Genomic DNA, 13485 nt, shown 5'->3' with positions numbered 1-13485 from the left:
GATGGTGAATCACGTCAGCCCCAAACCCGATACCCTCAGTGAGTCAGATTCCACAGGTTTTGGTATCAATCTCATCATATGACCTTGATCAACCAACCATTACCCGGGGAAGATTTGAGGCGTTGTTGAACGCCGTGGGTGATCGCTTCAGGTTGATATCTGTACCTTTTGGCCCAAAATTGTTCGCTTGGCTGACTATGAGCACCATAGTTTTCCAAGATCGTGCGGAGATAGGAGTTTGGGCGTTCAGCTCTGGCGATAAGGCAAGACCTGTTGAACGCGCACCAGAAGGACCGATAGTTTGGCATCGAATGCATGTGTCAACTCACCCGAGCTGAGCTATCAAGATTCCGACGTGGCCGGCATTCTCAGCCGCATGTTCTCTCAGTATTAACTGCCTTCGAAAATCGTAGTATCTCGCGGCAGCTAGCCGCCACGCACATAGAGGAGCGTCTCGGGAGACACGAGGTAGCCGGCCCGGGCCGTCAGATCGATGGTATACCTGGGATCAACCGTCATTGCGGACTCAGGGCCGTCAACCCGGAACGCGTCAGAGGCTGCCACATTGAACTCGGCCTGCGCACCGACAACAATGCGCGGAGCAACCTGGTAGTCGTATGCCAGGAAAGCGCCGGCTACGAAGGCGTCGGTCGACTGATCCACGTTCAGACTCCCATTGCTGCCTTCAGGCAGACGCACATCTGTGTTGTTCCAACCCGCCTGAACGCCAACCGATGGTCCGGTGAAATCCTGCGCGGACGCCTGAACCGACCATCCAATGAGGACAGTAGCTAAAAAAAGTCCGGCCTTCATCGCAATCTCCTAATACGAAAAGTCACGGCAACTGCTGCTCGTGCCAGAGAGATTGTCGGGCATTGGAAATCCATTCAGGATAGTTCGATAGGCGTGACCAGCCTGATCAGCTCGCAGGCCCGGCGTAGACTTCTGCGCAGCCTCCCTGGTCCCTATGGAGATAGATGGCGACGCGACACTTTTTCAGGCGATACCACCCCCTATTCTGATCTTGGCCGCCACATACATTCGTACAAGCCAGACAAAACCATCGCAGAATAGCTTGGAGCCACCCGCGCGCGCAGCTTGCCATCAGATTGCAAGGCTGTTCTTATGAAACCCCGACACAGCATCTTCACCCGCCGCGCCTCGAAGCCCGCAAAAATGCACTGGCTCGGAGCAGCCTCCTCTCAGCTATCCGTCCTCGTGCCCCCAGCCATCGTCGCGGCAATCGTCGTGTGGTACACGTTTGCTGCACTAGCCGACTTGCCGCTGTCTGTGGTGCTCGGCTGCGTGGCCTTCGTCACAATCACGCCAATGCTGGCATCCATGAGTGACCGGAACCTTGCGCGAAGGCGGCGGAGCAAGTGAACGCGCGGCGCCTGGCATTCGATAGCGCAATCGTGATTGCCACGATCGCCATGCGCCTCTCACCGCTTGAGCGCGATTTGCTCGCTGCGAGCCTGATCGCGCTTCACCAGAAAATCTGGCCCCGCAATACATCCGGCGATTGATCCGCAGGCTTCGGCAAGGTGACGGTGCCCGCCACTGTCGCAAAGAGCCCCCAATCGTCGCCCTCCATCAGAGGCTGTTCTGCTGCCTGCCCTATAACACGAACAGTAGCGACCCGATTCCGACGACCCGCGCCGCACCAACTCGACCTCGAAGGCTGCGCCGGGCAGAAAGTGTCATGGCCAAATTGCCTTCGCGTTGGGAAGAAGCCCCGGCATCTGTCCTAAAGGATAGAGTCGCATAGCCATAGGTGTGCGCAAGCTAGCTATCCTGCACGATATCGGTCCCTCACATCGTTCGCGATCCTCAAGCCCGTCGTCCACGTCCTGAATGTTCGGTCACGCGGAGGCACAGCACTCACCAACGGTGCTACCGAGGAGATAATCGCATGACACAGCACATTGTTATTATTGGCGCCGGATTTGCCGGCCTCATGGCCGCGCTTTCGGCTGCGCGACTGCGTGACGAAAAGGGTGTGTCCCCCAAGGATCTGAAAATTACGGTCGTCGCACCCGAGCCAGCGCTAGTTGTCCGTCCGCGCCTCTATGAGCGCAATCCCGCATCCATGGTTGCACGACTGGACGAGTTGTTCGCGGCCACGGACATCGACTTTCACGCTGGCCATGTCGATACGATCGACAGCGAGAACGGTACAATTGGCATTGGCGGATCGGAAGGCCAAGTCAGCAGTCTCCGCTATGACCGCCTGGTCGTCGCTACGGGCAGTCACGGCTTTCAACCGCCAATTCCAGGCCTTTCCGATTTTGGTCACAACGTGACGGATTTCGAGGGTGCTGTTGCACTTGACAGGCATCTGCATGCCCTCGCCGAAAGGCCCTCATCGGTCGCCCGAAATACAGTGGTCGTTGGTGGCGGCGGCTTCACCGGAATCGAAGTCGCGACCGAGATGCCGCAACGTCTTCGTGAAATTCTGGGGCAAGATACCCCCATACGGGTGATCATGGTCGAGCGTGGACCGGTTATCGCTCCGGACATGGGCAACGAACCTCGCCCCTACATTGAAGCACGGCTAAGGGAACTGGATGTTCAAACGGTGCTGGGCTCGGGCATCGTCCGGCTCGACGGAAGCGGCGTGACGCTCGAGAACGGAGAACAAATCGAAACGGAAACGGTAGTCTGGTCTGCGGGAATGCGCGCATCGCCGCTAACCGCACAATTGCCCGCCGAACGCGATAATCTCGGGCGCATACTGGTGGCACCGGACCTGCGTGTACCGGGTTCCCCGCGCATTTTTGCAACAGGGGATACTGCCAAGGCGGCAACGGACAACGACGGCAACTTCTCGCTGATGTCCTGCCAACATGCCCGCCGGCTGGGCGCATTCGCTGGCCATAATGCTGCGGCTGACCTGCTCGGCGAGCCGACGCTTGCCTATGACCAGCCGTCTTACGTGGTCTGCCTGGATCTCGGCGCGGATGATGCCATTTTTACCCGAGGCTGGAGCCCCCGGACGGTCGAAATCACGGGCGCCGAAGCGAAAAAGGTGAAGATGGATATCAACGCGGTGTGGATCTATCCGCCCGCAGCCGAGCGGGAGGCCGCATTCCGGAATGCTTTCGAGGCACGCACGGTCGATTTCTGACCGGCGCTTCGGTTGCCCAGGCTTGCGATGCTGCGGGCCCGACAGCCATCAACAGATACTTGCGGCGGGCTGGACTGCGGCCCGCCGCTTTGAATTGAACTGGAAACTGAAATGACCATTTTCCAAAAACCGCTTGGTACGGCTTTTGGTGCATTTACCACTGCCCAAGATGTTGCAGTCGATGCGGACTTGTCGGGAAAAACGGCAATCGTGACGGGCGGGGCATCAAATCTGGGACTTGAGACTGTCAAGGTTCTGGCCTCGAAGGGCGCAACTGTGATCGTCCCTGTCCGCGATACTGACGCAGCGAGCCAGTCACTTTCACACCTCCCAAATGTCAGGGCGGTCAAAATGGACTTGCTCGATCCGTCATCGATCAAACGCTTCACAAGCGACTTTATTGCAAACGGACGATCGCTCGACCTTCTGATCCTGAACGCGGGGGTAATGGCAACGCCGCTTTTCCGCGATAGGAACGGTAACGAAGGCCAATTTGCCACCAACCATCTTGGGCATTTTCTTCTGACTGCCGCGCTTTGGCCACGGCTTCGCGACACAACGGGCGGTACACGCGTGATCGCGCTTTCCTCGCGCGCCCATCAACTTGGAGGACTTGACCTGTCTGACCTCGACTTCAGACGCCGAACCTATGATAAATGGCTGGCCTATGGTCAGGCGAAAACTGCCAATGCCCTGTTTGCCGTCGCTCTCGATTCCCGTGGTGCCGAGCACGGCATCCGAGCCTATTGCGTCCATCCCGGCTCAATCTTGGGTCCACTGGCCCGTCACCTTAGCGACGAGGAAATCAGGCAATTTGGCGCCGTGAACACAGATGGTTCGGCCGTTGTGGATCCCAGCCGCGACTTCAAAAGCCCGCATCAAGGTGCTGCGACCTCGATATGGTGCGCCACGTCACCAGACCTGCTCGGCATCGGAGGCGTGTACTGCGAGGATTGTGACATCGCAGCGATCGTGGCTGACGGGCAACTTGGCGGACCAGGCGTTCGTCCATTTGCTGTAGACCCAGGGGTAGCGGAGGACCTGTGGCTGGCAAGTGCACGGTTGCTCGATATTCACCAGCCTGGATACTGCTCATGACGCCCGAGACATCGCCTACCCGGCGTCAACGAATTTGCGTCTTTTCCGGATCAAGCTCCGGCGTTTCCGAAGCATATCGGCATGCCGCCCGCGCGCTGGGAAAGCAGCTGGCGCACAGTGGAACCGATCTTGTTTACGGCGGCGCCGCGGTTGGCTTGATGGGAGCCCTAGCCGATGCCGTGCTGGCAGAGGGCGGCCATGTCACGGGCGTCATCCCTCAGGCATTGGTGGAGAAGGAGATCGCTCACCGCGGCTTGACCGAACTGCACGTTGTTACCTCGATGCACGAACGCAAGGCACTCATGGCCGACCTTTCCGACGGCTTTGTCGCGCTTCCTGGAGGCATCGGCACATTCGAGGAACTGTTCGAAGTCTGGACCTGGGCCCAGCTCGGCAATCATTCCAAGCCCTGCGGTCTGCTGAATATCCTCGGGTTCTATGACCGGCTCCTGGATTTTCTGGATCATGTAGCTCACCAAGGTTTTCTCAAGACGGTGCACCGTGACATGTTGCTCGTGGAAGATGAGCCGGAGCACCTGATCCGCGCGATGGTCCGATACAGGGCTCCAGCGGACACCAAATGGATCAAAAGTGCTGCGAGATGATCCGCCTGTCATGATCCCGGCCCGATTGAGGGCTTGCGTTCACCTCTTGGTTTGCCGGGACGAACAATTGTGTTCGTCCCGGCAACTTCATATCAGCTCCGAATAAAGGCCAGGATGTCGTTGTTGATCACGTCAGCATGCGTCGCCGCCATTCCGTGCGGATAACCCTCATACGCCTTCAACGTGCCGTTCTTCAGCAGATTTGCCGACAACGGCGCGGAGTCGGCGAAAGGAACGACCTGGTCATCCGTTCCATGCATCACCAACGTGGGCGCCTGGATAGCCTTCAAATCGTCCGTGAAGTCCGTTTCCGAAAAGGCCTTGATGCAATCGTAGTGCGCCTTGGCACTGCCCACCATGCCCTGTCGCCACCAGTTCTGAATCAGCCCCTGACTGACTTTCGCCCCGTCGCGGTTGAATCCGTAAAATGGCCCCGAAGCGATATCGAGATAAAATTGCGAACGGTCCTCGGCCAATGCCTTGCGAAATCCATCGAAGACTTCGATCGGCAGGCCGCCCGGATTACTAGCCTTCCTGATCATGACCGGGGGGACCGCTCCGACAAGGACCAGCTTCGCAAGAGCGCCGGATTTCGCCCGCGCTGCGTAATGTGCCGCTTCGCCACCGCCGGTCGAGTGACCTACATGCACTGCATTCCTCAGTCCAAGAGTCGAGACCAGCGTCGTTACGTCGGCGGCGTAGGTATCCATTTCGTTGCCGGTGTCGGTCTGGGCCGACCTGCCGTGTCCGCGACGATCATGAGCTATGACCCGGTATCCCTGCGACAAAAAGTAGAGCAGCTGGTTGTCCCATTCATCGGCAGTAAGCGGCCAGCCGTGATGGAATACGATCGGCTGCGCGTCGCGCGGGCCCCAGTCCTTGTAGAAGATTTGCGTCCCGTCATTTGCGGTAATGAAGTTCATCTGATGAGCTCCCAGGTTTGAGGTGAATGGAACTGCGCCGAGGCTCATGGCTGGCCAGCCGATCCCGCCAACGACCGCCGCAGCTCCGCTGAAGGCTACGAGCGAGCGGCGATCAATCACGAAATTCTTGAGTAGTGGCATGCTGTGGTCCTCTGCACTGCGCCAGCTCCAGCTCGGTTCCAGACCGAACGGAGTGGCCTGCTCCGGGATAAGGAATCTCAGCGACTTCTCGACCATACGGGAGGTTCGGACATGCTATGCGAAAGTTGAGTGTGTCCCGGCATTGCGGCTATCAGAACGTTCTGGAAGGCCTTGCGGAGCATCCACTATTGGTCGGGCGCTCGGCCGAATATCTCGGCCCGCGGTTTTGCCGGGACAAACGATGCAGGTGCTGACTGTCGAGTAAGTCGAGCGCAAAGCCGGTCGTTCGCCCACTTGGCGCAACCTTCGGCAGTCGTCCCCCGCCCACGCACATCGCCTTTCTGCAGCAGGGACCTGCAAGCTATTCTCGCAGGCCCGGACTGGCAGGTAGCGTAAAGACGAAGCGCGCCCCGACAGGAATGTTTTTTTCGACCCAGAGCCTTCCGCCGTGCGCTTCGACGATCGATCTACTGATCGCAAGCCCCATGCCCATCCCCTCAGCCTTGGTCGTAAAGAAGGGTTCAAAGGCGTTTTCGGACGAAGAAAGACCGGGTCCGGTATCGGCAACCTCGATCTGCACACCACCCGGTACTGTCGTAAGCTCTACACGCAGCTCGCGCCGATCGACATCGACGGTCAGCATGGCCTGCATCGCATTGCGAAGGATATTGACCAAGACCTGTTGAATCTGGACTCGGTCAATCTCCACGTGCGGGATTCCTCTCACCATCTCGATCTCGAGTGCGACACCGCATCGTGCAAGTTCATCTGCAAGAAGGTCCCGTACTTCGCCGATCAGCTCGCCAAGCGCCGAGGGCAACCTGGGACCGGTGTTCCGGCTGAAAAGCGCACGTATGTGGCTGACGATATCTGCTGCAGACTGCGCGCTACCCGCAATCCGTTCAACGATCGATTGCGCCCTTTCGACATTGGGAGGCTCGGCGGCGAGCCATCGGCGGCAGGCTTGGGCATTGGCCATGATCGCTGCAAGCGGTTGGTTTACCTCGTGCGCCACCGATGCAGAGAGTTCAGCGAGACTTGCTGCTTCACGCGCACGCGCAAGGTTCTCCTGGGTCAGCCTGAGCTCCTCCTGAGCACGAACCTGATCGTCTATGTCGAGACAAACGCCATTCCACTGGGCTATGGCGCCATCCTCGCCGCGCATCGCGGCTATGCGTGTTTCCACCCAGCGATACACCCCATCAAACCGCCGCTGGCGATGTGTGAGCGCATAGGATTTACCGGTCCGCAGCGAGTTGGCGAAGCGATCCCGCACCTTGGCAAGATCATCGGGGTGGATCACCGATTGAAGGATGCACTCCAGGCGCGCAATGCCGGGCAGATCTTTCGCAGCGACGTCAAATCCAAAGAAGTCCCGCAGCCGGCGGCTGAAATATACTGGTTCGCCGTCAGGCGCCATGCACCAGATAAGGGCCGGTGCTGTCTCTATCAGCTCGCGAAGCGATCGCTCACTTTCGCGCAGCGCATCATCTGTCTTGCGAAATACGTCGATGTCAAAGCCAATTCCGTACCAGCCCGTGACCTGCCCATTGACATCACGCGCGGGGCGGATTGCAAACCGGTGCCCGACATAGTTACCGCCAGCCCTCAGTACGCGGTATTCATAGTTGAAAGGTTCGCCTGCACGCATACATCGGCGCAGCTCGGTCGCGGCTCCTTCATAGTCGTCGGGATGCACTCCGGTTTTCCAGCCGAGGTCCCCACCTTCGATGAAGCGGCCCCCGCCAAGTGGCGCATTTAGGTCGTCCAGCGTCATCGCTATCGACGTCTGTGCCATAGGAGTCGCGTAGGTAAACTCGCCATCTGTATCGAAGGCAAAGGCGGCGCCGCAGAGATTTTCGATCACCTTTGCCGCGTTCACGGCGCTAGCAGTTTCGCCCAGCGACGAGGCAATGGTCCAGGCGTCGCCAGGTCCGTGCACGATCGGAGCGACATCTACGCTCACGGGATAGGACGGGTCAGCCTGATATTGATGCCAACGCCAGGAACCGTCGCGTTCGCGTCGCCGAATGCCGATTATCTGCGAAACGCCGCTCAGAAAGGCACGGGCCTTCGCCTGCGCAATGGCATCGCGATCGTCAGGATGAACTTGTTCGCCGCCTTTGATACGCCCCGACAAGCTGATTCCGGCGAAAAGGCCAACACCCATACCGGCGACGAACAGCACAGCAGGCTGACCGGGCCATGCTGCAATTGCGCAGACAACTGCGGCCACGATCGCTGCGGCCAGCCAGACGCGCGAAGGAAATATCATCGTTGGACGGGCTGCATCACGCCGCCGAGAATAAGACGATGATATCAGGATCGCACCTATGCCAGGGTATAGCGCCAAGGTGTCGGTACCGAGCCGAAACGCTCTGCACCTGCCGCTCGCCCGCCAGCTTGCGGATCCGGACACGCTGGCGACCCGGCAATCAATGCCGCCAAGTCTGGCCGCATTGAACAAACGCCAACGGTCGCGATAGATCGGGATTTACCGTGTTCCCGCCTGCTACGCATAAACCGGTCCGGCCGCCGCAAGGCCTCTGGTGCGGGGCAGTACGACACGGAACTCGGCGCCACCGCCGGGGCGATTGAAGGCCGATATTTGGCCGCCGTGAGCAACGACAATCGAATGACATATTGCGAGCCCGATCCCCATGCCCTGATCCTTCGTCGTGAAGAATCCGTCGAATATGCGCGCCAGATGCTCGGGCGCGATACCGGGCCCGCGATCGCGCAGAGTGAACAACAGGTTGCCTGATTTCTCGCTTGCAGTCGCAATGGTGATTTCACGGGCGGCATGGTCGCAGCGCTCGACCGCCTGCGCCGCATTGATGAGCATGTTCACGATCACCTGCTGGAGCTGAATACGGTCGCCAAATACCGATGGCAATCCTCGGGCAAAGGAAGTCGAGACACGAACAGATCGTGTTTCGAGCTCGTGGCGTATGAAAAGCAGACTTTCCTGAACGATGTCATTGAAGCTGAGTTCCACGGGATCGGGCGCTTGTTTCGCCGCCATGCCGCGCACGCGCTGCACGATCCCGTCGGCACGCCGCGCGCTTGCTGCGATCCGCGCAGTGAGTTGTCCAACCTTGGCGATGTCGGGTTCATCCCGCGCCAGCCAGCGCAAGCTCGTTTCGGCATTCGTCACGATCGCCGCGAGTGGCTGATTGACCTCATGTGCGATCGAAGTTGCTAGTTCGCCGAGTGTCGATACCCGTGCCGCATGGCTGAAGTCTGCCTGGAGCTGGCGCAACTGAGCCTCCATTTGCAACCGCTCTGTCACGTCCTCCATGCTGAAGATTGTAGTATCGAGTTCAACAAGCGGTTCCGGATATGTGACCGAAAAGCGCACATCACGCACGCGGCCGTCGAGCGTGCGCACCTTCATGAATTCACTGTAATTCCTTCTCCCGGTAAATCGCCCGACCATCACGCGTCGCAATGAAGCTGGACTTTCAACGAACAAGTAGCCGACGGGCTGGATCAGGTCGTGCGGGCCCGCACCGCCGATAAGTTCGATGGCACTGCGATTGACGTCGGTAACCGGAACGGATGCGGCCGCATGTTCCACCAACTGGGGATGCTGTTCGAGATATCGCGAAAAGTCGACGACACCTTCCGCCCTCAACTTTGCGTATATCTTGCCCATGTGGCTGGCATCGACCTGCCAGAGGGCGACGGGCATATAGTCGATGAGCTTACGGTAGCGCGCCTCGCTTGCGCGCAGGTACAGATAGGAACGGTCATCGTCCGCGGCACCGTTCACGGCGATAAAGAGGTGCCCTGGCCGTCCCGCATCCGCCCGCCATAGGCTGACGATCGGGTCCCGCAATATGCCATCGGTCGGAATCCGGCGGTGAAAGGTCTTTCCTGTCTCGTCGCCCATTGCTTCAAGGATAAGCTCTGCAAGTATTCGACGGCTCCCGAACGGCCAGAACACCGCGACGGATTGGCCGACCATGAGGGCACGCCCTCGGTTCCCGCCAACAAGCCGGGCGGTGCGCTCGTTCACCTCAACGATCCGGGCAGCCTCGACGAGATTCAGGAAGAGGTCCTCAAGCTCGCCTTTGGCGGCAAGCCCGGCCCGCGCAACAATGCGACTGACTATCTCCGACGCAGGCGAGATATCGATCTCCCAGCACGCAGCCATGATCCGGTCGGATACGAGTCCGGCTTCGCCTTGGCCACTTGCCGGCAACGCAAATTCAAGTGTATCGCAATGTTCGCCTGCCGCGTCATACCGCAGGTGACGGCGCACGTCGGCATAGACGATATCTCCATCACGCGCATAGCGACCGATCCGCCCTTGCCACGAGCCTTCCTGCATGAGCTGCGACCAGGCTCGCTCCTCGTCGACGGGTGTCGGGGACAGCGCTGCAAGTTTGCAGCCTCGCACTGCCAGTTCGGGCCATCCGAATAGACGTTCGGCGGCCGGATTCCAGTATCGCACCTGACCATCCCGATCGACGATGACCACACTTTCGGAAGCGAATGCGGCGATCCCCGAGTCGCGGTGCTCATATGGATCAAGCAGTGCGGCCGTCATTGCCCTGTGTCCGCGCCCGATCCGTTCGCAATGGCCGCCGCGATCGCACCCAACAAACGTTCGTCAGAGACGGGCTTGGTGAACCAAGCATGGACCCCAAGCGAAAGTGCGGAGGAGCGCACATGTTGATCGAGGACCGATGAAATCACGATCACCGGAAGGTCGGTACATCTCTTTTGAAGATGCTCAATCAACTCGATTCCGCTCATGTCAGGCATGCGGATATCGGTAATCAGACAGTCGAAATGGCGCTTGGTCGTAGCGTCGAGAAAAGAAGCGGCACCCTCAAATGTCTGACAGGTGAGCCCGGAAACCATCAGCAGGTCTCCAAGAGCCTCACGCACAGCCTCGTCATCGTCCACGATCGCGACGGTCGGCAATTCAGGCAAGGTGCGACATCCTCTTCCACGCGCCTATCGGAGCAGAAGTCATATATGTCGCGCAGGTTGTAAGGCATTGTTACCATACCAAAGACTAGGCCAGGACGGGCTCGCGTATATCGAGCGGCAACCTCTCCCAGGCGCGGATCAGTTCTCCTATCGATGAGGCTTGCATCTTGCGCATCACATTGCTGCGATGAAGCTTCACGGTGATTTCCGTGATCCCAAGGTCAAAGGCAATTTGCTTGTTAAGCCTACCCATCGCCACCTCCCGCATGACCTCGCATTCGCGCGGGGTCAGCGTCTGATAGTGCTCGACGTGTTGCCGGACCGCTTGCGCGATCGCGCGATCCGCGACATCGCGCTCAATGCCAGCCGTGACAGCATCGAGCAGGGTCTGATCGCGCACCGGCTTGGTCAAGAAGTCGATCGCGCCAGCCTTCATCGCCTGGACCGACATTGGAATGTCCCCGTGTCCCGTCAAGAACACGATCGGCTTGACGATTCCGGCGGCTGCAAGATGTTGCTGGAGATCAAGACCACTGGCCCCGGGCATACGCACGTCAAGCACGATACAGCCCGGCCTCTCGAGGAACGGTGAATCCGTCAGTTCGCGCGTCGAGGCGCAACACGCCGCCTCGATACCGACCGAAAGCAAGAGTTCACGGATCGCTTCCCGCACCTCCTCGTCATCGTCGACTACGAAGACAAGTGGCGCGTCCACAACTGTCGAAGGCCTGATCATGACATCAAATCCTTTGCCTGTGCCAACCGAACTGATCCTCGCTCTGCGATCCTGCGGTCGAACCATGCCTTGGTGTCCTCGCCGAACTCGGCCGGAGCCTTGCGATCGAGCCGTCCACCTATGTCGGCTAGCGTCTCGCTTGCTAGCACCTCTCGCATCGCCTTTTCGGCCTTGAGCATCACGGCGTGTATCGAGCAGACGCCGCGTGTCGCCCACGTCGGCGCCCCCTCTTCGAACAAGGCGCAACGACTGCGGATTTCCTGGCAATCGAAAAGCGGCTTTCTCCCTTCAATCGCGTCGACAAGCTCGAGCACGGTTATCCTCTCGGGCGCACGCGCGAGCCGGTAGCCACCGCGCACGCCCTCTGCCGCCTCGACGACGCCGGCCTTTTCCAGCTTCGCGAAAATCTTCGCGACAAAGGACGGGGAAATGCCTTGAAACAGGGCGAGATCGCGCGCGCTGCGCGGCTGCTCGCCATCAACCAGCGACAATAGGCAGTGCAGCCCATACTCCACGCTTGCGGTAAGGTGCGCCATAACACGGACTATATTTATCCACGTTTAGCGATGCAAGGAATTCCTTCCTTGCATCGCCAGTGCTGCTATGACGTTTCTCAGCTCCTCCTGCCCGAAGATGCGCCAACCATCATGCCTCATCAGTGGAGAGGGCCGCTTTCTGCCGTGGCGGCAGAAAATTGCCCTCGACGCCGCCGGGCCAGGGCGTCACCGTTTCCCCCGCCACCATCCAGATGCCGGATTCCCTGCGCAGACGAAGCTCATACATTGCGGCCGGCGCCTCGGGGCTCATGCGTCGATAGAGTATTGCGGTCGCATCATCGCCTTGCTGCTCGATATGAAGTACGCGATGTTCCGTCGAAAGGGGGGGCTCGCCAGCCTCACGGCGAGCGCGGAACTCCGCGATTGATTCATCGCGCAGCACACGCGTGACAATGCCGTCACTGCCGAGCACCAGAAAGATCTGGTCGGCCGTGTAGAGCCTCTCCATTCCATCGATGTCGTAGGCACTGCCAACGTGCACGACATCATGGATCAGCTTTCGTATTTCGGGATCGATTTCGGGTTGGATCATTGGTTGTTCCTTCATGAGATGTGGACAGGATCAGAGCAGCGCCATGCCGCCGTCGACACGCAGATTGATGCCCGTGACGAAGCTGCTGGCATCTGATGCGAGGAAAAGCGCAGCGCGTGCGAGTTCCTCCGGTTGACCAAGCTTCCCCAGAGGGATCCTATCCGCCATCATGTCGGCAAAGGCGCCCCGTTCCTCGAAAGGCACGCCAAGCTTTTCGAGAATCTCGGTCTCAGTGGGGCCCGGGCTGAGGACGTTTACGCGAATGCCGCGCTCCTTGAATTCCAGCGCCCAGCTTCGGGCAAAGGCTCCGATCGCTGCCTTCGTGCCGGCATAGACCGCATGGCCGTCAAGCACCTTGTCGCTCGCGAGCGAGCCAAGGAGTATGATTGAACTCCCGTCACCCAGCACGGGCGCCATTGCTTGCACACCGAAGAAAGTGCCGCGTGCGTTGATACCAAACTGGGCATCGTACTCCGCCTCAGAGACTTGAGACGATAGTGTGATCGTGTTGACGCCGGCGTTCGCCATATAGATGTCGGCGCCACCGAAGTGCTTTCGTACGAATTCTGCGATCTCACAATGGTGTGCTGGATCGGCGACATCACCGCGGACAGAAACGGCGGCCGGGCCAATTGCCTGCACCGCCTCCTCGAGCGCCTGCTGCCGCCGCCCGGTGATCACTACTCGTGCGCCGTGCCGGGCAAACATTTTTGCGGTTGCCAGCCCGATTCCGCTGTTGCCACCCGTAATGACGGCTACCTTTCCATTGAGATTTGTCATGTTCTGCCTCTGAAGTTGAAGTCAGACATGCATTGAACTTTT

At 59.2% G+C, this 13485-nt stretch carries 13 protein-coding genes; 4 read left to right on the top strand and 9 right to left on the bottom strand.

Going from position 1 to position 13485, the window contains the following annotated elements; genetic code table 11:
* Window positions 1-426 precede the first annotated feature (426 nt).
* Window positions 427-813: an outer membrane protein gene (locus tag IEX64_RS14845; RefSeq protein ID WP_188820698.1), complete on the bottom strand. Its 387-nt coding sequence runs from the start codon at window positions 811-813 to the stop codon at window positions 427-429.
* Window positions 814-1379: 566 nt separating this feature from the next.
* Between IEX64_RS14845 and IEX64_RS14840 the strand changes: the two genes are divergently transcribed.
* The 4 genes from IEX64_RS14840 (at window position 1380) to IEX64_RS14825 (ending at window position 4830) form a co-directional block, all read left to right on the top strand.
* Complete coding sequence (locus IEX64_RS14840; protein WP_188820697.1) at window positions 1380-1526, top strand: hypothetical protein; 147 nt, start codon at window positions 1380-1382, stop codon at window positions 1524-1526.
* A 386-nt stretch (window positions 1527-1912) separates the two neighbouring features.
* Window positions 1913-3127 (top strand): NAD(P)/FAD-dependent oxidoreductase, encoded by a 1215-nt coding sequence (locus IEX64_RS14835; RefSeq protein WP_188820695.1) that lies wholly within the window; start codon window positions 1913-1915, stop codon window positions 3125-3127.
* Between the two features lie 111 nt (window positions 3128-3238).
* Window positions 3239-4225 (top strand): SDR family NAD(P)-dependent oxidoreductase, encoded by a 987-nt coding sequence (locus tag IEX64_RS14830; protein WP_188820692.1) that lies wholly within the window; start codon window positions 3239-3241, stop codon window positions 4223-4225.
* The gene (locus IEX64_RS14825; protein ID WP_188820690.1) at window positions 4222-4830 is read left to right on the top strand and encodes an LOG family protein; all 609 of its coding nucleotides are present in this window, start codon (window positions 4222-4224) and stop codon (window positions 4828-4830) included. The genes IEX64_RS14830 and IEX64_RS14825 overlap by 4 nt, the downstream gene beginning before the upstream one ends.
* Window positions 4831-4922: 92 nt before the next feature.
* Here the strand turns inward: IEX64_RS14825 and IEX64_RS14820 are convergent, their stop codons facing one another.
* The 8 genes from IEX64_RS14820 to IEX64_RS14785 all read right to left on the bottom strand — a co-directional run bounded on the left by IEX64_RS14820 (window position 4923) and on the right by IEX64_RS14785 (window position 13443).
* Window positions 4923-5753 carry an alpha/beta fold hydrolase gene (locus IEX64_RS14820; protein WP_188820732.1) on the bottom strand — a complete coding sequence of 277 codons (831 nt, stop codon included), beginning with the start codon at window positions 5751-5753 and terminating at the stop codon, window positions 4923-4925.
* Window positions 5754-6255: 502 nt separating this feature from the next.
* On the bottom strand, window positions 6256-8169 hold the full coding sequence (locus tag IEX64_RS14815) for a PAS domain-containing sensor histidine kinase (RefSeq protein ID WP_188820688.1): 1914 nt from the start codon (window positions 8167-8169) through the stop codon (window positions 6256-6258).
* A gap of 237 nt (window positions 8170-8406) precedes the next feature.
* Window positions 8407-10449, bottom strand: a complete 2043-nt coding sequence (locus IEX64_RS14810) for an ATP-binding protein (protein ID WP_188820686.1) — start codon at window positions 10447-10449, stop codon at window positions 8407-8409.
* On the bottom strand, window positions 10446-10838 hold the full coding sequence (locus tag IEX64_RS14805) for a response regulator transcription factor (protein WP_229710394.1): 393 nt from the start codon (window positions 10836-10838) through the stop codon (window positions 10446-10448). Before IEX64_RS14805 ends, IEX64_RS14810 begins: the two co-directional genes overlap by 4 nt.
* 85 nt (window positions 10839-10923) lie before the next feature.
* Entirely contained in the window at window positions 10924-11574 is a 651-nt protein-coding gene (locus IEX64_RS14800) for a response regulator transcription factor (RefSeq protein WP_188820684.1), read from the bottom strand.
* Complete coding sequence (locus IEX64_RS14795) at window positions 11571-12110, bottom strand: RrF2 family transcriptional regulator (RefSeq protein ID WP_188820682.1); 540 nt, start codon at window positions 12108-12110, stop codon at window positions 11571-11573. The genes IEX64_RS14800 and IEX64_RS14795 overlap by 4 nt, the downstream gene beginning before the upstream one ends.
* 109 nt (window positions 12111-12219) lie before the next feature.
* The gene (locus IEX64_RS14790; protein ID WP_188820680.1) at window positions 12220-12663 is read right to left on the bottom strand and encodes a hypothetical protein; all 444 of its coding nucleotides are present in this window, start codon (window positions 12661-12663) and stop codon (window positions 12220-12222) included.
* Window positions 12664-12693: 30 nt separating this feature from the next.
* The gene (locus IEX64_RS14785) at window positions 12694-13443 is read right to left on the bottom strand and encodes an SDR family NAD(P)-dependent oxidoreductase (RefSeq protein WP_188820678.1); all 750 of its coding nucleotides are present in this window, start codon (window positions 13441-13443) and stop codon (window positions 12694-12696) included.
* Between the last annotated feature and the right edge of the window lie 42 nt (window positions 13444-13485).

This window comes from Novosphingobium indicum (assembly GCF_014645195.1).
Classification (GTDB): Bacteria; Pseudomonadota; Alphaproteobacteria; order Sphingomonadales; family Sphingomonadaceae; genus Novosphingobium; species Novosphingobium indicum.
Note: the sequence above shows the minus strand (reverse complement) of the source record. Positions and strands in the feature narration are given on the sequence as shown.

Bases quoted from the DNA above. Each gene is read 5' to 3' on its own strand.
- IEX64_RS14845 (WP_188820698.1), bottom strand. From the start codon at position 813: ATGAAGGCCGGACTTTTTTTAGCTACTGTCCTCATTGGATGGTCGGTT.
- IEX64_RS14835 (WP_188820695.1), top strand. From the start codon at position 1,913: ATGACACAGCACATTGTTATTATTGGCGCCGGATTTGCCGGCCTCATG.
- IEX64_RS14830 (WP_188820692.1), top strand. From the start codon at position 3,239: ATGACCATTTTCCAAAAACCGCTTGGTACGGCTTTTGGTGCATTTACC.
- IEX64_RS14825 (WP_188820690.1), top strand. From the start codon at position 4,222: ATGACGCCCGAGACATCGCCTACCCGGCGTCAACGAATTTGCGTCTTT.
- IEX64_RS14820 (WP_188820732.1), bottom strand. From the start codon at position 5,753: ATGAACTTCATTACCGCAAATGACGGGACGCAAATCTTCTACAAGGAC.
- IEX64_RS14815 (WP_188820688.1), bottom strand. From the start codon at position 8,169: ATGATATTTCCTTCGCGCGTCTGGCTGGCCGCAGCGATCGTGGCCGCA.
- IEX64_RS14810 (WP_188820686.1), bottom strand. From the start codon at position 10,449: ATGACGGCCGCACTGCTTGATCCATATGAGCACCGCGACTCGGGGATC.
- IEX64_RS14800 (WP_188820684.1), bottom strand. From the start codon at position 11,574: ATGATCAGGCCTTCGACAGTTGTGGACGCGCCACTTGTCTTCGTAGTC.
- IEX64_RS14795 (WP_188820682.1), bottom strand. From the start codon at position 12,110: ATGGCGCACCTTACCGCAAGCGTGGAGTATGGGCTGCACTGCCTATTG.
- IEX64_RS14790 (WP_188820680.1), bottom strand. From the start codon at position 12,663: ATGATCCAACCCGAAATCGATCCCGAAATACGAAAGCTGATCCATGAT.
- IEX64_RS14785 (WP_188820678.1), bottom strand. From the start codon at position 13,443: ATGACAAATCTCAATGGAAAGGTAGCCGTCATTACGGGTGGCAACAGC.